Below are 23,006 nucleotides of genomic sequence, written 5' to 3' on the forward strand. Positions count from 1 at the left end.
GGTCTACCCAGACCACCCCCGCGCCAGTGCTAGCTTTGCGTACCGTCACTTATTGCACTGAAAACGAGGAGACCCCTATGCGATCGGTGTGACAAAACCCCGCCTTGGCGGGGTTTTTTCTTGCCTGCGCGGTTTGCAGCCTGGCGGCATCAGGCAGTTCAGGCGGCACTCGGCAGGAAGCGCTACCGGTCTGTGCCGCTTACCACGCTAAGCGTTCCTCCAGTGGCCGAAACGTGCATCGCGAGCGCTGCGTTTTCCACTGTTTGGACTGAGCGCGTTTTGCCGTTTTCGCGTCGTCCATAGCAAGGTTTTAAGGTTTTAATAGGTTTACTGTATGTATACATAGTAGTAGTTAACAAAGGCAGCCCACTCCTGTGGATAACCACAGTTAACGCCGTGTAAACAGAAAGTTGCCCGAATGAGAACTGGATGGAAAAACAGCGGGTATCCCAGGAACAACTCTGAACAGTTTTTGACCCCTGTGGACAGATTCGCGAGTTATCCCGAACCCATGCACATCGAGTCCGATAGGTTATCCAGAAAGTTATCCACAGGCGCCTAAATATTGTGCAAGAGACCCCGGAAAATGCGGTTTTGTGGATAATTTTGACGTTCTTGCATTGGCCGAACCGTTCGCGGATACAATCTCGCCACTTTGTTCTGTGACTTACCGTGTGTGGCGCAAGAAGTGAATGATGTTGGTTTTGCTGGTGGCAACGGGCGAAATCGCCGGTACTATCAAATTCTTCAATTCACGTATCCCGAAGGGCTTTCCAGCGGACACGTCGATCCATTCTTCCCCCCACTTTTTGACGGAACACTGCCTCGCCGATTGTCGAATGGCGGTCGTGTTTCCAATGATTTGCGTTCCGTCGTACGTTGGTTGCGAAGTCAGCGGCAACGAATGGACTCGCGCATGACGGCTGGCGGCGCTGAAATGTCTCGAAAATCGAGTGGTTTTCCGCCGGTTGTTTCGCGAGCCGGCGACCGTCGGGCGGGATCGCTACGGTCTGCGAGCCATGTCTGGCGTGGCTTTGCGCAGAGTCGAGGTGATCGTGCGGGGTGCGAGGAGGTTGCGAAGCGCTGCTACCCCCCACTGCGATTCGATCGGCCGGGCAAATGGCATGGGATGCGAAACGTTTTTCCCCATATGACGCTTCGCAGAGCGAGTGCGCAGGACACCAATATTTTGTAAACATCCTGAGTAGGATTTGGGAGATCAGTACAAGAACTGATACGCCAAAATCAAACTCAGAACACACAATGGAATCGTGGTGGGGCGGCAGGTTCAACAGCGACTTGCCGTCGCGTATCGACACGGAAGTGGTTTAGGGTTTCCCCCGGGCGGGGCGCCGACATGGATGCAATGCAATGACGAGACGTGTGATGCACCGCCCGCAAGTTCATTTGACAAGCTGTTTTACTGACGTATAGTTTTTAGAAATCCTAACGAAAATCATGGCTACTCCGACCCCACTAGATGAAGCGCTGCCCAAGCGCGTGACAGCAGGTTTGTTGCGCATGGGAACCGCGTTACGGAGCCACGCCTGGGAGGGCGCGGCAATGGCTGGATTGACGCCGACGCAGGGCGAGATTCTGACGCTCTTGCTCTCGCGTGGCGTGCCGATGCGATTGGGCGAGATTGCGGAGGATGCCGCACTCACATCGGCCACGGTCAGCGAGGCCGTGAGCACGTTGGAAAACAAGGGACTGGTCGAGAAGCGGCGTGATGCCAACGACGGTCGTGCCCTGGCGCTGCGTCTGACGGCGCGCGGCAAGACGGCGGCCAAGAAGGCGTCGCAATGGCCGAACTTCCTGACCTCGGCGTCTGAATCGCTCGGCGAGAAGGAATGTGCCCAACTCTACCGAACACTCGTCAAGCTGATCTTCACGATGCAGGAGCGGGGCGACGTACCGGCGCAACGCATGTGCCTGACGTGTAGCCACTTCGACGTGTCGGCGCGCGGCAAAGGCCAATACCACTGCGACCACTTCAACGCGACATATGACGATTCGCGTCTGCCGCTGGACTGCAACGCGCACGAGGACGCCGATATCGCCACGCAACGCAAAGTCTGGAAGCTGTACAGCAAAACCTGAGCGGCCGACCGGCAGGCGTCAAGCACATGTGGCGCGAGCGGGGGGGGAGAACGTCATCCAGTACCGGGTGACGTTTTTTTTCGTCGACGCTTGTCACGCACATGAGCGTCGCGTGCCTGTACACTGCGCTTTTTTGCATCCACGAAACCTCGTCGCATAGAGATGGCAGCCAAGCGCAGAATCGAAGTCAGGAAGTCCGGCGTCCACGGTAAGGGGGTGTACGCGCTCAAGCGTCTCAAGAAGGGAGATCGCGTGATCGAGTACAAGGGCGAGATCATTTCGTGGCGTGAAGCCTTGCGCCGCCATCCCCATGATCCGGCGCACCCGACGCACACGTTCTATTTCAGTCTGGAAGACGGCCGGTGCATTGACGGCAAGGTCGACGGCAACAACGCCCGGTGGATCAACCACGCCTGCTCGCCCAACTGCGAGGCGCGAGAAGAGGGCGACCACGTCTATATCTACGCTGTGCGCGACATCGAGGTTGGCGAAGAGCTGTTCTACGACTACGGTCTGGTGATCGACGCGCGCTACACAGCGAAACTCAAGCGTGAATACGCTTGCCACTGCGGTACCAAGGCGTGCCGTGGCACGCTGCTCGCGCCGAAGCGCTGAGCGCGTCGGGCGTCGGGCGTCGCCCGCGGCAGCAAGCGCGCAGCGGCGGGTCAGCTGGAGGCGCGATCGCCGGCGAACTGATCGATGGCCAGTGCCAGATCCACGTCGCGCTGGGTCAGGCCGTCGGCGTCGTGCGTCGAGAGGGTGATATCTACCCGGTTGTAGACGTTGAACCACTCCGGATGATGGTTCATCTTCTCGGCCTTGAGCGCGACCTGAGCCATGAAGCCAAAGGCCTCGTTGAAGTCGTGAAACGTGAAGCTGCGCTGGATGGCGTCGCGTCCGACCACCTGGTGCCACTCGGGCAGCACTTCGGTCAGGCTGGCGCGCGCCTCGGAGGAGAGTCGTGTTGTCATGGCATTCCTTTCAAAGCGTTCAGTGCAATTCGGGCCAATGGGCATGCACCGACGCCAGTGTGGCGCCAGTGATGGCTGCGTACGGGGTCGGCACGGTTGTCGGCTGGGCCGCACGCAGCGCCCATGAAGCGGCAGGGTTGCCGGTTCATGCGATCTATTGTTTCACAGGCGGGTGCCACGTGTGCGTGAGCACCGTCCTATATCGCGAAGGGCGGAAGAAATAGGACTGGCGCCCAAGGCGGGTCGGACGGCAGGTCGTGCCGAGGCCCGGGGCCGTCGAGCCGTGCCATCATGCCGGCACCAGAATTGCCGTGTCGTCGGGGCGGCGGGCGCTGGCCTCGAATGCCGGCTGCTCGGCAAACCGCTTGAACAGTGTGGGCAGGTCGGCGCGCATGGCGTCGAACAGTTGGGCGAAGTCGTCGATCACGAAGTACGTCTGTTGGAAGGTGTCGATGCGGTATTGCGTGCGCAGTACCCGCTCGAGTGAGAATCCGATGCGGTTCGGCTCGCGCGAGGCCAGCGAGAATTCGGTTTCGCCGCGACTCGAGACAATCCCGGCCCCGTAGATGCGCAGACCATCGCCATCGCGCATCAGGCCGAATTCGACCGTGTACCAGTACAGACGCGCGAGCAACGGCAGCGCGCCCAGCGATTGCGCGACCTTGCCGGCGTCGCCGTAGGCTTGCATGAAATCGGCGAACACCGGGTTCGCGAGCAGTGGCACGTGACCGAAGACATCGTGAAAGCAGTCGGGCTCTTGCAGGTAGTCGAGCTGATCGGGACGACGCATCCACCACGTGGCCGGGAAGCGGCGGTTCGCCAGATGGTCGAAGAAGACGTCGTCCGGCACGAGTCCGGGCACGGCAACGACTTGCCAGCCGGTCGCGGCCATCAGTTTTTCGTTCAGGCGTTCGAACTCCGGCACGCGACGCGCGTCCATGTCGAGGGCCCGGATGCCGTCCATGAATGCTTCGCAGACCCGGCCCGGCAGCATCGCCGTCTGACGTTCGTAGAGCTGCTGCCACACCGCGTGATCCACCGCGCCGTATTGATCGACGGGTTGTTCGATGGTGAAGTCGGGCCGGGTCGTGAGACCAGCGTCGAATTGCTCCTGGAGCATGGCAGTAAGGGACATGATGCGAACGACTCAATCAGGCGGTGACAGTGATTGAAAGTGTAGTGCGCATGGCATGCGAAATGGGCGCATAATGCGCCTGTGGTGAAAGTGGTTTGCATAAATTTCGCATAAAAATGTTGTTTATTGCGGAGAATCGTCATGCTTGTTCTGGATCACTTCGATTTGGCTCTTCTGGACGCCTTGCAGAAGGAGGGGCGTGCCACGCATCACCAGTTGGCGGAGCACGTGGCGCTCTCTGCATCGCAGATCGGCCGCCGCCTGCAGCGACTCGAGGCCGAGGGCGTTATCGAGGGGTATCGCGTGGTGCTGCGACCCGAGGCGTTGGGCCTGGCGGTGACGGCATTCACGACGTTACGTCTGCAACATCACGGCGATCAGGTCATCGAGCGTTTTCAGGCGGAAATCGATCTGTTGCCCGAAGTGCTTGAATGTCATGCCGTGGTGGGCGAGGCCGACTACCTGCTGCGCATCGTGGTGCCGGATCTGAATGCCTTGTCGGCCTTCGTCATGAAGCGGCTGATGCAGGTGCCGGGCGTGGAGAATGTGCGCTCGAACATCGTGCTGAGCGCCTTCAAGCGCAGCAATGCGTTGCCGCTGCACTATCTGGCGAACCGGCAGTCGTCACGCTGAACCGGGGCGGCGCCATGCCGCCTTACGTCGCGAGCCGCGACATTCCTCCCATTGGCCGGGTGGCCCGGCAGCTTCCTTTGCTCTCGCGGCAGGCGTTCGCTTGTCCGATCGATGGATCGAACGACCAAGTCAGTTGCACTGGCGCGTGTTCGACATCTCAGTCGGTGGGTATCAGCCAGGGCTTCACGTAGCGCCCATAGATCAGCGACTGGATTAGCCCCACAGATAGGCGACTCCCGGAACCCAGCCAGGACGTTTCCGACGATACCGCGCGGCCAATCCGAAATACGGTTTCCTGACGGATCCGAGACGGGAAACGGTTCGAAATGCCAACGACTGCGGGGTAGAATCGCCTGACCAGAACTCGGGAGGAGACCGGCATGCAAAGCCGAACGCAACGCGTCTGGCCGGCCGCGCCGTGGGTGTGGGCGGTGCTGTGTCTTGGTGGGCTCGCCGTGTCGCCTGCGCAGGCAGCGCGCGTCACGAGTGTCAGTCCGCAGGGAGAGGTCGCGAGCGTGGACCAGGTGGTCGTCAAGTTCGACGAAGCCATGGTGCCGGCAGGCGACCCGCGCGCGCAGGCACCGGCTGCGGTGAAGTGCGCCGACGCGTCGCTTGCAGGCGAGGGCCACTGGCTCGAACCGAAGATCTGGGTCTACGACTTCAAGGCGCCGTTGCCGCCGGGCGCGAAGTGTTCGGTCGAGATGCGCAGTGGGTTGTCTGCGGTCTCTGGCGCGGCACTGACGGGGACCACGCGTTACGCCTTCAATACGGGCGGCCCGGCCGTCACGTCCATCCGTCCGTCGTACGGTCCCATCGACGAAAGCCAAATCTTTATCCTGACGCTCAATGGTGCTGCGCAGCCTGCGAGTGTGCTGCAGCACGCCTGGTGCGAGACGGAAGGGGTGGGCGAGCGCATCGGCGTGAAGGGCATCGAAGGCGACACGCGTTCGGCATTGCTCAAGCGATTCCATCTGGACAAGCAAGCGGCGCGGGTCGTCATGCTGCAATGCAACCGAACGCTCGCGGCCGGCGCCAAGATGCACCTGGTGTGGGGGGCGGGTATTACCACGCCGTCGGGCGTGCCAACGAAGCAGGCGCGACGTTTTGAATACGACGTGCGCGAACCGTTCACGGCCAGCTTCAGTTGCGAGCGCGAGAATGCGAATGCGCCGTGTACGCCATTGCGCCCATTACGTCTGACGTTCAACTCGCCGGTCGCTCGCGACATGGCGGCCAGGATTCGCCTGCATGGCGCGGGGGCCGAACGGTCGCCGAAGTTCAGCGATTCGGATCGCACGTCCAGTGTGAGCGATGTCACGTTCGACGCGCCGTTCCCCGAGCGGGCCGAGCTGACGATCTCGCTGCCGAGTGGATTTACGGACGACAGCGGCCGTGCGCTCGACAATGCCGGCGAATTCCCGCTGAGGACGAAGACGGCGACGATGCCGCCGTTGGCCAAGTTCGCGGCCGCGCCGTTCGGCATCGTGGAGCGTTTTGCCGAGCCGGGCATGCCGCCGATGCTGCCGGTCACGCTGCGCAAGGTCGAGCCCGCGCTGCAAATCAACGGGTTGGGCGTGGCTGGCGAGGCCGCCAGGACCGGTGAGAGCGGACGCACCCTGCAACTGCGGGTTGACGACGACGCCGATGTCATGAACTGGATGTCGCGCGTGCGCCGCTTCGACGAAACGACGATGACGCGCCAGCAGATTGCGCAGGAGATGCCGTCGATTCTGACGGCCCCGGCGGCGAGCGCGGCGTTCGGGCCGAATGCGGCCGCGATCGTCGAGGACAAGGTCACGCGTTATGACACGCGCAGCCTGTCGTTGCTCTCCGGATGGCCGGGCGTGCAGGCGTTGACGCTGCCAGTCCCCAAGCAGACGGATCCGCGTCCGTTCGAAGTGGTCGGCATACCGTTCCAGAAGCCCGGTTTCTATGTCGTCGAGTTGGCGTCGCCGTCGCTCGGGGCGGCGCTGCTGGGCAAGTCGTTGCCGATGTACGTGCGCACGACGGTCCTGGTCACCAATCTCGGCGTGCATTTCAAGATGGGGCGCGAGAATGCCGTCGCGTGGGTGACGACGCTGGACAAAGGCCAACCGGTACCCAATGCGAAGGTGCGGGTGCTCGATTGCGATGGCAGCGAAGTGGCGAGTGCCGTGACCGACAAGACGGGCGTGGCGAAGCTCGATAAGTCGCTCGAGTCATACCGGTACTGCGAAAAGACAAAGCGTTCGGGGTACTTCGTGGTCGCCCGCACGCAGGGGAGCGACCCCGACATGGCGTTCGTGTCATCGGACTGGAATCGCGGCATCGAGCCCTGGCGTTTCCATGTGCCGACCGACGGGGGCAGCAGCCCGACGGTGCGTGCGCAGACGGTGTTCGACCGGGTGCTGTTCCGCGTGGGCGAGACGGTGTCGATGAAGCACTTCATCCGTCAGGAATCGATGCAGGGGCTCGTGTTACCCGCCAGTCTGCCGTCGCAGTTGACGATCACCCATGAGGGTTCCGGACAAACCTACACGCAGCCCATCACGTGGCGTAACGGACGTCTTGCCGAAAACACGTTCCAGATTCCACAGGGCGCGAAGCTTGGCGAGTACGCGGTGACGCTCGACTACACCGATGCCGATTCGCGTCCGAAGTCGTATCCGTCATCGCTCGACGCGGGGCATTTCCGCGTGGAGGCGTTCCGTCTGCCGGTGCTGGCCGGATCGATCGGTGTGCGCGACGCGGCGAAGTCGCCGCTCATCAACAAGACCGAGGCCCCGGTGAACGTGCAGGTGAGTTACGTTGCGGGCGGTCCGGCGGGCAACTTGCCGGTGCGCGTCTCGGCGCTGTTGCGTGTGCGCGATATGACGTTCGACGGGTACGACGACTTCAGCTTCACGCCGTATCGTCCGCCGTCGGCGCAGTCGGGGGCCGATGACGAGGATCAAGGCAATGACGAGAGTGCGGCCGCAAGCGACCAGAAGCTGGTGGCCGACAAGCAACGGCTAGTGCTCGATCGAAACGGCGCGGGCAATCTGACGCTCAAGGACTTGCCCAAGGTCGACCGTCCAAGCGATCTCGTGCTCGAGGCGAGCTTTGCAGACCCGAACGGCGAGATTCAGACGCTTCGCGGCAATGCCACGTTGTGGCCCGCAAATCTGATCACCGGCGTGCGCAGCGAAAGCTGGGTATCGGTGACCAACAAGCTCCCGGTCAAGGCGCTCGCGCTCGACCTGCAGGGCAAGCCCAAGGCCGGGGTGGCGATGGAGGTGCGCGCCGAGGCGCGGATGACCACGAGTAGCCGCAAGCGCATGGTGGGCGGGTTCTATGCCTACGACAACCGCACCGAGGTGAAGGATCTCGGTACCGTATGCAGCGGCAAGACGGACGCGCGTGGCCTGCTCGCTTGCGACGTCTCGCTCTCGCAGCCGGGTGAAATTACGCTTGTGGCGCAGGCCAAGGACGACAAGGGCAATCTGAGTACGTCGACAACCAGCGTGTGGGTAACAGGCCGCGGCGAGGTCTGGTTCGGCGGCGACAACACCGATCGCATGGACGTGCTGCCGGAGCGTCGGGCCTACGAGCCGGGCGAGACGGCCAAGCTTCAGGTGCGCATGCCGTTCCGCTCGGCAATGGCGCTCGTGGCGATCGAGCGCGAGGGCGTGATGCAGACGCGCACGATGGAGATCTCGGGCAAGGATCCCAGTATTTCGCTCAAGGTCGACCCCACCTGGGGGCCCAACGTCTATGTGTCGGTGCTCGCGGTGCGTGGTCGAATCCACGAGGTGCCCTGGTACTCCTTCTTCCAGTGGGGCTGGAAGCAGCCACTGGAGTGGTTCCGGGCCTTTTGGTACGAAGGTCGGGAGTATCAGGCCCCGACGGGACTGGTGGATCTGGGCAAACCGGCCTATCGCTTCGGGGTGACCGAGCTGCGTGTGGGCACGGCGGGGCAGCGTCTGGGCGTGGAAGTGAAACCGGATGCGGCGACGTACCCGGTGCGCGGTCATGCCAAGGTGCGAATCAAGGTCACGCAGCCGGACGGCAAGCCAGTCGCGGCAGGCACCGAAGTTGCCGTGGCTGCTGTCGACGAAGCCTTGCTCGAACTGGCGCCGAACACCAGTTGGAATCTGCTCGATGCCATGTGGCAGCGTCGCAGCTACAGCGTGACGACCGCCACCGCGCAGATGGAGATCATCGGGCGCCGGCACTACGGTCGCAAGGCGGTGCCGGCGGGCGGCGGCGGTGGCAAGAGCCCGACGCGCGAGCTGTTCGACACACTGCTGCTCTGGCAACCGCGCGTCGTGCTCGACGACAAGGGCGAGGCGAGTGTGGATGTGCCGCTTAACGACTCGCTGTCCAGCTTCCGCATCGTGGCGGTGGCCGATGACGGCAGACCCGGCGCACAGGCGCTCGGCTGGTTCGGCACCGGAACCGCGACCGTGCGCACCACGCAGGATCTGCAACTGATTTCGGGATTGCCGCCGCTCGTGCGTGAGGGCGACGCCTACCGTGCCCAGTTCACCGTACGTAACACCACACAACATGCCATGCAGGTGCAGTTGACCGCGCGAGCCACGCAACTGACGCTGGCACCACAACGGGTTGACGTGCCGGCCGGTGAATCGCGTGAAGTGGCGTGGGACGTGACGGCGCCTGCCGGACTCGCGGACACGCGTGCCCAACGCGTGTTGTGGGAGGTCAGTGCACAGGTACCGGCGACGGGCACGGCGCCGGCCGCGAGCGATGCGATCAAGGTCGGGCAGGACATCCAGCCGTCGTTGCCGGCGAGCGTCCAGCAGTCGGTACTCACACAGGTAGAAGGCAGCCTGACGCTGCCCATGGCGCCGCCAGCGGGCGCCGTGGCGGACAGCACCGGCAAGTTGCGCGGCGGGTTGCGCATCAGCCTGCAACCGCGGCTGTCGCAGGGGCTACCGGGCGTGAGGCGCTGGTTCGAGGCCTATCCGTATGGTTGTCTGGAGCAACTGGCGTCGAAAGCGCTCGGCATGCGCGACATTGCGCAGTGGAAACGGGTGATGGGTACGCTGCCGTCGTATCTCGATGACGACGGACTGGCGAGCTACTTTCCGCCGCAAGAGGGCTTTGCCAATCAGGGCAGCGATACGCTGACCGCCTATCTGCTGGCCGTGAGCAGCGAAGCGAAGGCGCTCGACCCGGACTATGTCCTGCCGGACGACGCGCTGGCGCGCATGGAGGACGGCCTGACGGCGTTCGTGGAAGGGCGTCTCACGCGACGCTTCTGGGCGCCGCGCGACGACCTGACGTTGCGCAAGCTGAGCGCCATCGAAGCATTGTCCCGGTACGGCCGGGCGAACGCACGCATGCTGAGTTCGCTCGCCCTCGCGCCGAACGATTGGCCGACGTCGGCGGTCACCGACTGGTACGCGATCCTGCAGCGCTTGCCCGACGCGCCGCAACGTGCCGAGCGCATGGCGCAAGCCGAGCAGATCCTGCGTGCGCGGTTGTCGTATCAGGGAACGCGTGTTGGCTTCTCGACGCAGGCAAGCGACGGGCTCTGGTGGTTGATGGTCGGCCCCGAGACCAATGCAGCGCGGTTGGCGTTGCTCATGAACGCGAATCCGGCGTGGAAGGACGAGATGCCGCGTCTCGTGATTGGCCTGCTGGGGCTGCAATCGCGTGGCGCCTGGTCGACGACCACGGCAAACGTCTGGGGAGGCTTGGCCGTCGATCGGTTCTCGGCGCGATTCGAACGTGACACGCCGACGGGGCACACGGCTATCCAGTGGCAGCGCGATAACCAAACGAGCGGCAGCGTGCAAACCGTCGACTGGGACAAACTGAAGGCGGGCACCGTGCCGCCGGCCGTGTCACTGCCGTGGCTGAGTCAGGCGGCTGCCGGGAAGGACAGCGCGCGTGATGTGTTGCGCCTGGATCAGACGGGGGCCGGCAAGCCGTGGGCAACGATCCAGAGCCTGGCCGCCGTTCCGCTCAAGGCGCCGTTCTCCGCCGGCTATCGCGTGACGCGCAGCGTTCAAGTGCAGGACGCCGCGGATCGCTCGGGCGATCGCTTCGTGCGCGGTGCGGTGTTGCGTGTGCGTCTCGATATCGACGCGCAGGCCGACATGCGCTGGGTCGTGGTGAGCGATCCGTTGCCGGGCGGGGCGACGGTGCTCGGGGGCGGGCTCGGACGTGACTCGGTCATCGCCACGCAGGGCGAGAAAAGCGAAGGCGCCATGCCGGCCTTTGAGGAACGCGCGCAGGACGCCTACCGCGCGTACTACGATTACCTGCCGAAGGGGCAGCATCGGATCGAGTACACGGTGCGTCTGAACAACGTCGGCAAGTTCGCGACACCGCCCACGCGTGTCGAAGCGATGTACGAACCAGCCATGTACGGCGAGACGCCCAACGCGCCGGTGCAAGTGGTGCCGGCGAAGCCATGACGAAGGGGGAGCGAACTGTCATGACGTCGAACTTCCTTGCCCCGGCGGCGGCGTTGCCACGCGAGGCGCGCCGGTTCTGGTGGCTGGCCGCGCTCGCGGGCGCCGCCTATGCGCTGTCGTTGCGCGGGGCACCCTATGCCGACCAGGCCATTGCCAAGGTGCTGCTGTGTGCGTTGTTGTTGTTCGCGGCGTTGTATCACCGGGTGCCGCGCGAGCGGGTGGGATTGTGTGCGGCCTTGATCCTTTCTGGCGCGGGCGACGTTCTGCTCGCCTCGCCGACCTTGGCGCAAGGCTTCGTCCTGGGGCTGGGCGCGTTCCTGTTGGCCCATCTCGCGTATTTCCTGGTGTTCTGGCGTTTGCGGCGCCGGTGGGCGCAGGTGCCCGCCTGGCATCGCGTCGCAATCGTGCTGGTGTGGGCGGCGGCGGCGCTGGCCTATGCGACGTACTGGCCGGGAATGGGCGAACTCAAGGCCCCGGTGGCGTGTTACGTGATCGTGCTGGCGATGATGGCATCGGCGGCACTGCTCGCCGACTTGCCCGGCGAATGGGCCGCCGTCGGCGCGCTGCTCTTCACGGTCTCGGACGCGCTGATCGGTACCACGCGCTTCGTCGGCCCGATCCTGGCGCAGGAGTACGCCATCTGGATTCTCTACGCGCTCGCGCAACTGCTGCTCACGGCCGGCATCATGGCAGTGCGTTCGCCGGATCGGTCGCAACCGGGTGAGTCGCATGCGCACCGTGACTGAACATCCTGGTTGGCTCGTTGGCCGTCAGATCGCGACGAGCGTCGCGCTGACGCTCGGGGCGCTTCTGTGCGCGGCACCCGCGCACGCCGTCCCGTCGTTTGACGAGGTGCATCGGGACTGGCGCGCGTCGGACTGGATTTTGCTGGATCGTCACGGCGAACCGTTGCAGCGCCTGCGCGCCGACATGCAGGCGCAACGCGGCGACTGGGTGACGCTCGCCGATGTCTCACCGGCCTTTCGTGAGGCGTTGATCGTTTCCGAGGACAAGCGCTTTTACGAGCACAGCGGCGTTGACTGGCGCGGTGTGGCCGCCGCCGCGTGGGGCAATCTCTGGCACACGCGCACGCGCGGTGCCTCCACGCTGACAATGCAGTTGGCGGGGCTGCTCGATGACGATCTGCGCCCGAGTGCCCGCAATCGCTCCGTAGCGCAGAAGATCGGTCAGGCGGCAACGGCGTTGTGGCTGGAACAACGCTGGCGCAAGGACCAGATTCTCGAGGCCTATCTGAACCTCGTGCCGTTTCGTGGCGAACTCGTCGGCATCTCGGCCGTCTCGCAAACGCTGTTCGGCAAATTCCCCAGCGGACTCGACGCGCGCGAGTCGGCGTTGGCCGTCGCGCTGCTGCGTGCGCCGAACGCGCCGGCCGTACGCGTGGCGCAGCGGGCCTGCGGCATCCTGCGCGACATGGGGCAGGCGTCTGACTGCAACGGCTTCGACGGCTACGCGCAGCTCGTGTTCTCGCGACCCGCAAGCGTGATGACGACGCGAGATGCCGTAGGTCTGGCGCCCCATTTCGCGCGCCGTGTGTTCGGCGCGACTCGTCCGCCCGCGGGCACGCGAATAGTCAGCACGCTCGACGCGAAGCTCCAGCGCATGGCCGTGACCACCCTGCGGCAGACGCTGCGCGAACTGGGCACGCCCGGACGTTCGCGCAACGTGCAGGACGGGGCCATTGTCGTCATCGACAACGCGAGCGGCGATATCCTCGCCTGGGTCGGCTCCTCAGGGCCATTGTCGTCGGCGGCGCAGGTCGATGGCGTCACGTCGCTGCGGCAGGCCGGCTCGACACTCAAGCCATTTCTTTACGCCCAGGCGATTGCGGAGCATCGCTTGACGGCAGCGTCGCTCCTCGACGATTCTCCCATTGATCTACCCACGGGCAGCGGCCTGTACATTCCGCAAAACTACGATCATCACTTCAAGGGGTGGATCAGTACGCGCACGGCGCTGGCCTCGTCGCTGAACGTGCCGGCTGTGCGCACGCTCGTGATGGTCACGCCGCGCCGGTTCGCCCAGACGCTCGTCTCACTCGGCTTGCCGCTTACGCAAAGCGGCGACTTCTACGGCTACAGTCTCGCGCTCGGCAGCGCCGACGTGACACTGCTCACGCTCGCGAACGCCTATCGCGCGCTCGCCAACGGCGGCACTGCCAGCGGTGTTAACGAGCGCATGCCGGCGTCGGTACGCCCGCGCGGCGGCGACGTCACGAAAGCGCGAGTGCCGGACGTGAAGCCCACGACCGTCTTTTCGCCGCAGGTCAGTTTCATCGTCTCGGACATGATCGCCGACCGACAGGCGCGCACCCGCACGTTCGGGCTCGACAGCCCACTCTCGACGCGCTACTGGACCGCGGTGAAGACCGGCACCAGCAAGGATATGCGCGACAACTGGGCCGTCGGGTATTCGCGGCACTATACCGTCGGCGTCTGGGTGGGCAATGCCGACGGTGCGCCGATGTGGGACGTCTCCGGGGTGTCGGGGGCGGCACCGATCTGGCATCGCCTCATGGACTATCTGCATCGACGCACGGCGAGCCTGCCGCCCGCGCGGCCGCCCGGCCTCGAACGTGTTGCGGTGCAGTACGCGGAGCACGTCGAACCGGCGCGCGACGAGTGGTTTCTTCCTGGCACCTCACAGCGCACGATGACATTGTCGGCGCTCGCCACCAAGGCGCCAGGTGGACCGCTCTGGCGAATTGCCGGGCCGCCCGAAGGCACGATCGTGGCACTCGATCCAGATATCCCGCCCGCGAACCAACGCCTGTGGTTCCAGGTCGCCGCCGCGTGGCCGAAGGGCGCGGCATGGCGACTCGACGGCAAGCCGCTCGCGGGCCGTGCGCGCGTGGGGTGGTTGCCGTGGCCGGGGCGTCACACGCTCGAACTTGTCGACGCCGCTGGGGCGGTGCGTGATCGCGTGCACTTCGAGGTACGCGGCGCGACGCTCGACGATGGCAAGCGCATGCGCAATGCGAGTCGCTGAGCGCATGTGCGCGATATCGCGAATAATTTTTGATGCGGCAGACGCGTTCACGCGATGCAGGCTACACTGAAATCAGACCTGCCAATGCGTGACGCCATGCGACGGCGACGAGAGCAACGCTTCCCGTCAATGACGCACGCCCCGGAGCGGAGACATATCGATGATCACGCTGGACGCGCGTCAAACCGCACAGTTGTTGCCGTACCCTCAGTTGGCCGACGGCATCGAGGCCATGCTCATGGAGATGCGCGCGGGCACCGCGCGCGCGCCCACGCGCCTGCATTTCGCGTTGAGCGAGCCGGAACGCGGCCGCCGCGGCGGTGTGCTGCTGGTGATGCCGGCGGCCAATCGCGATGTCGCGATGACCAAGCACATCACCGTGCATCCCGAGAATTGCCGAGTGGGCAAACCGTCCATCATCGGTGAGGTGATGGTGTTCGATCCGCATACCGGAGAGCGATTGATGTTGCTCGACGGACCCACCATCACCGGTCGACGCACGGCCGCCGTGACGCTGTTCGCTGCCCGCAAGTTCGCGCCGCGCCCCAAGGGACCGGTGTTGATCGTCGGGGCAGGGGTGCAGGCGAGGGCGCACCTGGAAGCGTTTGCCGCCGGCATGGGCACGCGTCATTTCATGATTTTTTCGCGCAGCGCGGAGCGTGCCCACGCGCTCGCGGAACACGCCGCGTCGCTCGGCGTGGAAGCCACCGTGGTCGACGCGGTCGAACCGATGCTGAACACCGTGAGCATCGTGATTGCGGCGACCACCAGCAGCGAGCCTGTACTGCCCGACAGCGACGTGCTGCGCTGGCGCGACGACATCTTTGTCGCGGGCGTCGGTGCGTTCCGTCCGGACATGCGCGAGTTGCCCCCGCAGTTGTGTCGCGACGCCGCCGTGCGCGGCACGCTGATCGTCGATACCTGGGAGGTCAAGCACGAAGCCGGCGATCTGCTGCATGCGGCCATCGACTGGGGCCGCGCTGCGCCGCTGCTCGACGCCATCATCACCCCCGATCGCTTCCGGTCGAGCGGGCCGGTGATATTCAAAAGCGTGGGCTATGCCCTGTGGGATCTCGCCGCCGTGTTGTGCGCCCGTGCCAATCTGGCGAAGGACGGCGTGCCCGCCGCCTGAGCGGTCTGACGCCGGTGGGGTGAAGGGGTTCGGCGCAAATTGCGCCGACGTGTGTAGCGCCGTGCGTGTTCAAGCGGGCCACGCGAAAGGCACGCCGGGGGATGCGTCCGTGAGCCTCGGATAACCGTCCAATGTCCCGGGCGTCATCACATGCACCGGTAAGCCGAGCGTTGCTTCGATGAGGTCGGCGCGCATCACGTCGCGAGGCGTCCCGGTGGCGAGAATGTGTCCGTTGGCAAGCAACGCCATACGGTCCGCGTGGCGCGCGGCGAGGTTGACGTCGTGCACGATGGCCATCGCACCGAAGCCCCACGTCGTAGCAAGCTCGCGGGTGAGCGAGAGCAGGTGATGCTGATGCGCCAGGTCGAGCGCCGCCGTCGGTTCGTCCAGCAGCAAATAGCGCGGCAACGACGGGGCCGAAGCCTCGTCGTCCGGCCATAGCTGTGCAAGCACGCGCGCAAACTGCACCCGCGCCCATTCCCCGCCCGACAGGGTCATCACGTCGCGATGCAGGAGCGGCAGCGCCCCCACGCGTTCCAGCGCGAGCGTCGCGATTTCCGTATCGCTCGCGACGGTCTTGCCGGACGTGTCACGTCTGCGCGATTTCGGGAAGGGCAGCCGCCCCATCGTCACGATATCGAGTGCGCTGAATGGAAACGCCAACTGCGCTGATTGCGGCAGCACTGCACGCAGCCGAGCCAGTGCCGCCGGGGTGTATTGCGTGAGCGGCGTACCGTTCAGCGTGATGTCCCCGCGCAGTTGTGTGCGCGCGGGCAGCGGTTCGCCAGCCATTGCCTTGAGCAACGTGCTCTTGCCCGCGCCGTTGCGGCCAAGCAGCACGAGCAGTTCGCCCGGGCGGACGTCGAGCGACAGGCCGTCCAGCACGGGCGAATCGGTATGGGCAATCGTGAGGTCGTGTGCACTGAGCATAGCGATGTCCTGTGTTGTCAGATCGGATCGGTCGGCGTCATAGCCCAAACTGTCCGCGGCGTCGCCACAGCAGCATCAGGAAGAACGGTGCGCCGAGCAGTGCCGTGAGAATGCCCAGCGGCAACTCGGCCGGCGCCACCCAGGTGCGCGCGACCAGATCGGCGAGCAACGTCAGGATCGCACCGAAGAGGGCCGCCGCCGGGAGCACGGCGCGCGGGTCGGGCCCGACGACCAGCCGCACGATATGCGGAGCGATCAGGCCGATGAATCCGATCATGCCGCTCGACGCGACCAGCGCACCGACGCACAGCGCGCACGCCACCATCACTCGACGCTTGACCGACTGCACGGCGACGCCGAGATGCAACGCCTCCGCTTCGCCCAGTAACAAAGCGTTCAGCGAGCGGCACTGTGTGGCGAGCGCGACGATCCCCAGCGCGACCGGCCATACGATCACGCCGAGCATTGGCCATTGCGCGCCGCCGAGACTGCCGAGCGTCCAGAAGGTGAGCGTGCGCAACTGCGTATCGTCGGCGAGGTAGGTGAGCAAACCGATGGCCGCCCCCGAGACGGCATTGATCGCAATGCCGGCGAGCAACAGCAAGGGCAAGGCGAGACGGCCGCGTCCTGCCGCCAGACGGTAGACGAGCGTGGTGACGCCAAGCGCACCGACGAACGCCGCCACCGGCAGTAGCCACAGGCCAAGCGACGGCGCGAGCGCCGCCGGGAGCAGAACACCGCCGAGGACGATCACGGCGGCCGCGCCCAACGCGGCACCGCTGGCCACGCCGATCAGACCGGGGTCGGCGAGCGGGTTGCGAAAGAGCGCTTGCAGCGCGGCGCCCGCGGCGCCAAAGCCCGCGCCGACCAGGATGCCGAGCGCGATACGCGGCAGGCGGATCTGCAACATGACGTTGCGTGCCTGATCCTGCACGAAGTCCCCCGTGGCGCCTCGGAACAGCACGGCAATCGCGTCTCCGGGCGCGATGCGATACGCCCCGCCGCACAGCGCAGCGAGCACCGCGAGGGCCAGCAAGGCTGCCAGCGCCGTCATGACAATCCATCGCGGCGGGCGGCCGCGTCCGGCGCCGTTTTGATGCAGCGCGGCGGCAACGGGAGCGGCATGTCCCGTGTCGGAACGGCGGGGCGCGGACGACTTCAATATCGGAGGAGCGGATGACATGGTTCGTTGACTGGGGAGTGGCGTAGTGCGAATGGCGAATGGCGGATTTTCGGATGCCCCCGGCGCGGACGACATCAGGCAACATCAAGCAACGTTGTCCGTCGTGTCATGGCGCAATCAGGCGGCGTGCACGCGCAGCGCGAGATCGGCAACCGCCCGCGGCAGTCGCGGACCGAAGCCGAGCAGGTACAGCGCGTCGAAGCTCAGCACGCGTTTGGCGCGTCCTGCGGGCGTGTTCGCGAGCCCCGGATGTGCGAGCAGCGTTACCGCGGGATCGGCGGGCGATGGCCCGGTCGTGGTGGTGAGCAGCACGTCGGGCTGGGCCGCGACGGCTGCTTCCGCCGTCAGCGGCCGGTAGCCAGTGAAGCCACGCAACGCATTCTCCGCACCGGCGTAGGCGAGCATGGCGTGCGCCGCCGTGTCTTGCCCCGCCACCATCACCTGGTTGCCCATGTGGCCGAGGATGAACAGTACGCGCGGGCGGCGCGCGATGCCATACCGTTGTTCGATGTCGTCGCGAACGCGCAGCCAGTCGGCGGTAAAGCGGTCCGCCACACGCGCGCCGTCCTTGGGCACGCGCAGGGCGGCGGCGACGGCGCGAATGTTGTCGAGCACTCGCTCGGCGGTATAGCCGTGCACGAATCGCTCGACGGGTACGCCCGCCGCCGCGATCTGCGACAGCACGTTGGGCGGACCCGCTTCCGCGCCCGCCAGCAGCAGGTCGGGACGCAGCGAGAGCACGCCTTCAGCCGACAGGGTGCGCAGGTATCCGATCTTGGGCAGCCGGGTGGCCGCTTCCGGATACAGGCTCGTCAGATCGTTGGCGATCACGCGATCCTGCGCACCGAGTGCATAGACGATTTCGGTGAGCGCGCCGCCCGCTACCACGACGCGCTTCGGTCCGTCCTTCCCCGGCGACGCAAGCGTAGTCGCGCCAGCCTGCCCCATAGGGGCTCGCGTGATAAGCCAGGCACCCGTGGCCAACGCAGCGCTCCGGGTCAGCAGTGCGCGCCGCGAGGCCCCGCGGGCGTCGATCGGCCGGGTCACGTCGATGCCTCCACGACGCCCTGCGCGTCGTTCGTATGCGATGCCTGCGCTACACGCGCGAGCGTCTCGCGCCAGTCGTCGCGCTCGGCTTGTCCCGGCTTGCGCTCACCAAAGACCATGGCGATCACCATGCCCGAGGCGTCAAGCAGTTCGAGCGACGAGACGATCCCGTCGGCCGTCGGCTTGCGCACCATCCACGCCGAGTCGATGAGGTCTTCGCGAAGATGCAGGTTGAAGTCCGGATCGAGCACATTGACCCACGGACCCATCACGCGAACGGTCTTCACCGGCCCCGTGTGGATCTGGATCATGCCGGCGTTGCCGACGAACACCATGATCGGCACGGCGGTGCCGGCGGCATCGTCGAGCAACGTGCGCATCGATGCCGCGCCCACGCGCTGGGCATGGCCGTCGGGGGCCAGACGCAATGCTTGCGCGCGCGACACGCGGTGACGTTTGAGCAGCTCGAAGAACTGGTGCGTGTCGGTCATGGCCAGCCAGTCGCGCTGGAAGGCGGCCGTGTCGATGTCGGCGTCGGGCGTTTCGGCCTTGGGAGCGTCGGCCGCGACAACGTGCTGGCCGGGCGTCTGATCGCTTGCGCGAAAGCGGGCGACGAGGGCGTCGTACGCGGCCACATCGCTGTGATTGCGCAGGAACATCTTGTGCACGGCGGTGCCGGTTTTGTCGAAGAACTGCAACGAGCGGCGCGGGCCGCTTTCCGTTGGCGTTTCGACGGCATAACCGTACGCCCATTGGTGATAGAAGAGGCGCAGGTCGAGGTCTTTACCGAGTCCGAGGCCGATCGTGCCGGTGTGCGAGAGTTTCTCGTATTGGCCGTCTTTTTCATGAACGGCGGCGTTGTTGCGCGTGAGCGCCATCACGCGCCCCAGCGCGGGCAGCGCCTCGACGATCTCGATGAATTCCGGACGCAGCCGCACAACATGTTCGCCGACGAAGGCCGCGACGGTCTCACCTTCGGAGACCCCAAGGGCCGCGGCCGCATCGCGATCACGCAGGTTCCGTTCGGTCTTCACGCGATGAAATTCGCTGCGCAGACGGGTGACGTCGGCCAGTGCGGGAAATGCCGGGCGGGCGGCGACGCTGGCGGAAGCGGTGTTTGGTGTGTTCATCATGACGATTCCTTGGTGGCTGAGTGGCTTGCGTTGGCTGGCATGCGCCGGCAGACGCGGGACAATCGGGGCGCAGGCGTGCCAGCGCGACCCTGACGATCGATGTGGCGCATCAATACTGGAGCTTCAGGCTCACGGCCACGCTGCGGCCGGGTGCTGAATACGCGTCCTTGACGGGCGAGGTATCGGCGAGGCTGCGCACGTCCGACCAGTTCCAGTACTGGCGGTCGAACACGTTGTAGATGCCGGCGTAGACCGTGGCGGACTTGTTGATGCGATAGCCGCCCGACAGATCGAGCACGGCCGACGACGGCGGTGCCCAGCAGTTCTGGTTCTGCTGCGTGCCGGAGGTACAGGTCTTGGCGATCTGGCTTTTCGACTTCGCGGCCTGGAAGCGCAGGTCGGCTTGTGCGAACCATGTCGTGTTCGGCTCGTAGCGCACGCCGAGCACCATCGAGAACGGATTCACCGTGTTCAGCGGCTGGCTGGCGGCGCCGTTGTCTTGCGTCGTGCCATGCGTGTAGGCCATGGCGGTGCGCAGCGTCACACCGCCTGGGAGTGCCCACGTGGCGCGGCCTTCCCAGCCCTGAATGCGGGCGCGGCTGTAGTTCACGTACTGATAGATGAGCGGATCGCTCGGGCGGCCAGAACCGCTGATGTTCTGCTGCGAGATGAAGTTGCGGTAGTTGCCCGCGAAGATCGCAGTGCTGTAGGTGAGCGGGCCGAGCGTGGTGGCGAGACGACCGCGCAAGCCCAGCTCGACGGTGTCGCTCGTTTCAGGCTTGAGGGTCGGATTCGCGATCGACATGTAGCCGAAGATCGGATTCGAGAAGCCGTTGTTGACCTGATCGGGTGTTGGCGTACGGAAGCCGCGTGCGTACTGCACGTACGGAATCAACGACGGTGCGATCTCGTACATGATCGCCAGTCGCGGCGAGAACGCGCCGTCGTTCGACGACGTCGGTTGGACACGCGCGCCGGAGGCCGTCTGCGACACGTAAAGCGGATCGTTCTGCTTCGGCGAGAGCCAGTAGGCGTCGTAGCGAATGCCAGGGGTGACGGTGAGCGCGCCGTAGCGGATCTCGTCCTGGACAAACGCGCCGAAGAGCGTGTAGTCAGTGTCCGGAAACGCCTTGTTGGGGAACGACTCGCCCATGCCCGGCACGGTGCCGTTGCGATAGCTGGTGATGTACGCGAGGCTCGCATCGGTGCCGTACACGAGCTTGTGCGCGAGCGGGCCGGTCGCGAAGTGGCTTTCCGCCTGGAGCGAGCCGCCGACGGTGCGCTCCTTGTAAGTGTTGTCGCGCGTGCGATCGCCTGCCGTGCGTTTCTCGTACGCGAACTGGCTGTTCTTCGCGTCCTGGAAATACAGCAACGCGTGCGCGTTCTGGACGTAGGCCTGCGACGCGTCGTTGAAGTCGTAATCGAGGCTGACGCGGTTGCGTTCGAGACGGTCGCTCGTGTTCAGGCCCAGCGTCGTCGGTGGATTGATGGCCGACAGGACGTTCGAGTCCACGCGACGTCGCACGGTCTCGCCCGTGAGCTTGAACGTCGAGCGGGGCGTCGCCTTGAAGACCAACTTGCCGAGCACGGAGTCGCCGTTGCTGTCTTGCGGATTGGCCGCGGTGCGGGCGGTGCTGGCCGAGTCGTTGGTTCCCTTGCCGTCGAGTTCGTGGCCCTTGTTGCCGTCGACGATCACCATGCCTTGCCACTGCTCGCCGCCCCACGCGGCCTGCGCCGTCGTGCCGAAGCTGCGGTCTAACGAGTTGTAGTAGGGGCGCAGTGAAAAGTAAGTCGACTTGCCGAACACATCGAGCAGGTCTTGCGGATCTTTGGTGAGGAAGTTGACAACGCCGGTGAGCCCGTCGCTGCCGTAAAGCGACGAGGCGGGGCCGCGCAGGATTTCGATGCGGCGCAGCACATCCATGCTCAGGTAATCGCCGCGACCGGCTTCGAGCGGGCCGAACGCGTACGCGGACGGCAGGCGGATCCCGTCTTCGAACAGCGCCACGCGGTTGCCTTCGAGGCCGCGGATGTTGATGCTCGAATTGCCATCACGACCGCCGCCGGCGGCGGCCGATGCGGGACGATAGGGTGCGCGGCGCACGGTGACGCCGGGCTCATAGCGCAGTGCCTCCTTGATGTCTTGCGCCTGTTGTTCTTCGAGATCCTGGTCGGTGATGACAGAAATGGACGCCGGCGTGCGGTCCGCTTCGGTGGGGGTGCGTGTCGCCGTCACGTTCACCTCGCGCAGATTGGCTTCGGCGAGATGCAACGGGACGTTGGGCGATACCTGCGCGAGTTGAATCGTCTGCGCTGGCTTGGCCGGTGGCGCCGAACCCTCGGCCGGGGCCTGCTGGGCGAACGCGGTGGGCAACCAGCACGCGGCAAGCACCGCGCCTGCAAGCGGGTGCAGACGTCGACGTGGCTCGCACGCCTGTTGGCGTGGCGAGGCTTCGGCTCGAATTCTGTCGCCCCGAATGGCGCGGATCGAACCGTTGGCGCCGTATTCCCGGCGCACGGACATGAGAAAAGCGCGGCCCCCGCCGCTTGACGACTGCTTCACTGCTGGCTCCCAGAGCAAGAAAACCCCGTTGCTGGCTGGCAAGCGCTCGTGGCAATCGTCGTGTCCGGTGCGTCGTTATCGACTTTGGGGAACACGCCGTCAGGCGCGGCTGGCGAAAGATCTCACGCCATCCGGCCGCATGCGTTTGGCCTTGTGGCGAAAAATTAAATGAGAATCATTTGCATTGTTGATGAAAAACGACCCCCGCGTCAAGGGGAGGGATGACGCGATGTCAAGGAATGGGAACGGGAGGAAAGGGTCGCGTCAAATCGGCAGGCTCGTGTCGAACTTGATTTCACGCAGCACGACGCTGGTCTTGACGTTGGCCACCGCGGGCAGACGGAAGATGTGTTCGTGCAGGAACGCGTCGTAGGCCTTGATGTCCGGCGCTACGATCTTGAGGATGTAGTCGGCCTCGCCCGTGGTGCTGTAGCACTCGGTCACCTCCGGGCAGGTGCGGATCTCGCGCTCGAACTGTTCCGTGCCGCCCTCCGTGTGGCGGGTGAGTTGCACGTGGGCCAGGGCGCACACATGCAGACCGAGCTTCTCCCGGTCGAGCAGCACCGTATAGCGCTGAATGACGCCGCTTTGCTCCATGTCCTTGATCCGCCGCCAGCACGGCGTCGCCGACAGCCCCACGTTATCGGACAGCTCCTGCGCCGAGCGGCGCGAGTCGATCTGCAGAAGACGCAGAATCTGACGGGCAAAATTATCGAGTAATTCCATTTTTCAAAATCGATTTTTTCGAAATGAATGTTTCTTATTG

At 65.0% G+C, this 23,006-nt stretch carries 15 protein-coding genes; 7 read left to right on the forward strand and 8 right to left on the reverse strand.

Annotated features, from left to right (window positions below):
• The first annotated feature begins 1,458 nt into the window (after positions 1-1,458).
• On the forward strand, positions 1,459-2,100 hold the full coding sequence (locus PEP31012_RS23020; protein WP_174978367.1) for a MarR family winged helix-turn-helix transcriptional regulator: 642 nt from the start codon (positions 1,459-1,461) through the stop codon (positions 2,098-2,100).
• Positions 2,101-2,262: 162 nt separating this feature from the next.
• Positions 2,263-2,715 carry an SET domain-containing protein gene (locus PEP31012_RS23025; RefSeq protein ID WP_150591532.1) on the forward strand — a complete coding sequence of 151 codons (453 nt, stop codon included), beginning with the start codon at positions 2,263-2,265 and terminating at the stop codon, positions 2,713-2,715.
• Between the two features lie 50 nt (positions 2,716-2,765).
• On the opposite strand, the gene PEP31012_RS23030 is transcribed toward PEP31012_RS23025, so the two are convergent.
• Complete coding sequence (locus PEP31012_RS23030) at positions 2,766-3,071, reverse strand: 4a-hydroxytetrahydrobiopterin dehydratase (RefSeq protein ID WP_010806643.1); 306 nt, start codon at positions 3,069-3,071, stop codon at positions 2,766-2,768.
• Between the two features lie 289 nt (positions 3,072-3,360).
• Positions 3,361-4,206 (reverse strand): phenylalanine 4-monooxygenase, encoded by an 846-nt coding sequence (gene phhA, locus PEP31012_RS23035; protein ID WP_150591533.1) that lies wholly within the window; start codon positions 4,204-4,206, stop codon positions 3,361-3,363.
• Between the two features lie 141 nt (positions 4,207-4,347).
• On the opposite strand from phhA, the gene PEP31012_RS23040 reads away from it, so the two are divergent.
• The 5 genes from PEP31012_RS23040 (at position 4,348) to PEP31012_RS23060 (ending at position 15,384) form a co-directional block, all read left to right on the forward strand.
• Positions 4,348-4,839, forward strand: coding sequence for an Lrp/AsnC family transcriptional regulator (locus PEP31012_RS23040; RefSeq protein WP_017233863.1), 492 nt, complete (start codon positions 4,348-4,350; stop codon positions 4,837-4,839).
• A gap of 380 nt (positions 4,840-5,219) precedes the next feature.
• Positions 5,220-11,246 (forward strand): alpha-2-macroglobulin family protein, encoded by a 6,027-nt coding sequence (locus tag PEP31012_RS23045; RefSeq protein WP_150591534.1) that lies wholly within the window; start codon positions 5,220-5,222, stop codon positions 11,244-11,246.
• 20 nt (positions 11,247-11,266) lie between these two features.
• Positions 11,267-11,992 carry a lysoplasmalogenase gene (locus tag PEP31012_RS23050; protein ID WP_150591535.1) on the forward strand — a complete coding sequence of 242 codons (726 nt, stop codon included), beginning with the start codon at positions 11,267-11,269 and terminating at the stop codon, positions 11,990-11,992.
• Entirely contained in the window at positions 11,976-14,252 is a 2,277-nt protein-coding gene (pbpC, locus tag PEP31012_RS23055; protein WP_150591536.1) for a penicillin-binding protein 1C, read from the forward strand. The genes PEP31012_RS23050 and pbpC overlap by 17 nt, the downstream gene beginning before the upstream one ends.
• Positions 14,253-14,412: 160 nt before the next feature.
• Complete coding sequence (locus tag PEP31012_RS23060) at positions 14,413-15,384, forward strand: delta(1)-pyrroline-2-carboxylate reductase family protein (protein WP_150591537.1); 972 nt, start codon at positions 14,413-14,415, stop codon at positions 15,382-15,384.
• A 69-nt stretch (positions 15,385-15,453) separates the two neighbouring features.
• Here the strand turns inward: PEP31012_RS23060 and PEP31012_RS23065 are convergent, their stop codons facing one another.
• The 6 genes from PEP31012_RS23065 to PEP31012_RS23090 all read right to left on the reverse strand — a co-directional run bounded on the left by PEP31012_RS23065 (position 15,454) and on the right by PEP31012_RS23090 (position 22,966).
• Positions 15,454-16,314, reverse strand: a complete 861-nt coding sequence (locus tag PEP31012_RS23065; protein WP_150591538.1) for a heme ABC transporter ATP-binding protein — start codon at positions 16,312-16,314, stop codon at positions 15,454-15,456.
• Positions 16,315-16,351: 37 nt separating this feature from the next.
• Complete coding sequence (locus PEP31012_RS23070) at positions 16,352-17,497, reverse strand: FecCD family ABC transporter permease (RefSeq protein ID WP_425494988.1); 1,146 nt, start codon at positions 17,495-17,497, stop codon at positions 16,352-16,354.
• Between the two features lie 117 nt (positions 17,498-17,614).
• Positions 17,615-18,544 (reverse strand): heme/hemin ABC transporter substrate-binding protein, encoded by a 930-nt coding sequence (locus PEP31012_RS23075; protein ID WP_150591540.1) that lies wholly within the window; start codon positions 18,542-18,544, stop codon positions 17,615-17,617.
• A complete protein-coding gene (locus PEP31012_RS23080; RefSeq protein ID WP_246171442.1) occupies positions 18,541-19,677 on the reverse strand; it encodes a hemin-degrading factor in 1,137 nt (378 codons plus the stop codon). Before PEP31012_RS23080 ends, PEP31012_RS23075 begins: the two co-directional genes overlap by 4 nt.
• A gap of 109 nt (positions 19,678-19,786) precedes the next feature.
• Positions 19,787-22,201, reverse strand: coding sequence for a TonB-dependent hemoglobin/transferrin/lactoferrin family receptor (locus tag PEP31012_RS23085; RefSeq protein WP_150591546.1), 2,415 nt, complete (start codon positions 22,199-22,201; stop codon positions 19,787-19,789).
• A 303-nt stretch (positions 22,202-22,504) separates the two neighbouring features.
• Positions 22,505-22,966, reverse strand: a complete 462-nt coding sequence (locus tag PEP31012_RS23090; protein ID WP_130027606.1) for an Lrp/AsnC family transcriptional regulator — start codon at positions 22,964-22,966, stop codon at positions 22,505-22,507.
• Positions 22,967-23,006: the final 40 nt, after the last annotated feature.

Source organism: Pandoraea eparura, assembly GCF_902459725.1.
Taxonomy (GTDB): domain Bacteria; phylum Pseudomonadota; class Gammaproteobacteria; order Burkholderiales; family Burkholderiaceae; genus Pandoraea; species Pandoraea eparura.

Excerpts from the sequence above, each read along its gene's own strand:
- PEP31012_RS23060 (WP_150591537.1), top strand. The coding sequence starts at position 14,413 with ATGATCACGCTGGACGCGCGTCAAACCGCACAGTTGTTGCCGTACCCT.
- PEP31012_RS23030 (WP_010806643.1), bottom strand. The coding sequence starts at position 3,071 with ATGACAACACGACTCTCCTCCGAGGCGCGCGCCAGCCTGACCGAAGTG.
- PEP31012_RS23045 (WP_150591534.1), top strand. The coding sequence starts at position 5,220 with ATGCAAAGCCGAACGCAACGCGTCTGGCCGGCCGCGCCGTGGGTGTGG.
- PEP31012_RS23040 (WP_017233863.1), top strand. The coding sequence starts at position 4,348 with ATGCTTGTTCTGGATCACTTCGATTTGGCTCTTCTGGACGCCTTGCAG.
- phhA (WP_150591533.1), bottom strand. The coding sequence starts at position 4,206 with ATGTCCCTTACTGCCATGCTCCAGGAGCAATTCGACGCTGGTCTCACG.
- PEP31012_RS23050 (WP_150591535.1), top strand. The coding sequence starts at position 11,267 with ATGACGTCGAACTTCCTTGCCCCGGCGGCGGCGTTGCCACGCGAGGCG.
- pbpC (WP_150591536.1), top strand. The coding sequence starts at position 11,976 with ATGCGCACCGTGACTGAACATCCTGGTTGGCTCGTTGGCCGTCAGATC.
- PEP31012_RS23065 (WP_150591538.1), bottom strand. The coding sequence starts at position 16,314 with ATGCTCAGTGCACACGACCTCACGATTGCCCATACCGATTCGCCCGTG.
- PEP31012_RS23085 (WP_150591546.1), bottom strand. The coding sequence starts at position 22,201 with ATGTCCGTGCGCCGGGAATACGGCGCCAACGGTTCGATCCGCGCCATT.
- PEP31012_RS23070 (WP_425494988.1), bottom strand. The coding sequence starts at position 17,497 with ATGTCATCCGCTCCTCCGATATTGAAGTCGTCCGCGCCCCGCCGTTCC.
- PEP31012_RS23090 (WP_130027606.1), bottom strand. The coding sequence starts at position 22,966 with ATGGAATTACTCGATAATTTTGCCCGTCAGATTCTGCGTCTTCTGCAG.
- PEP31012_RS23025 (WP_150591532.1), top strand. The coding sequence starts at position 2,263 with ATGGCAGCCAAGCGCAGAATCGAAGTCAGGAAGTCCGGCGTCCACGGT.
- PEP31012_RS23020 (WP_174978367.1), top strand. The coding sequence starts at position 1,459 with ATGGCTACTCCGACCCCACTAGATGAAGCGCTGCCCAAGCGCGTGACA.
- PEP31012_RS23080 (WP_246171442.1), bottom strand. The coding sequence starts at position 19,677 with ATGATGAACACACCAAACACCGCTTCCGCCAGCGTCGCCGCCCGCCCG.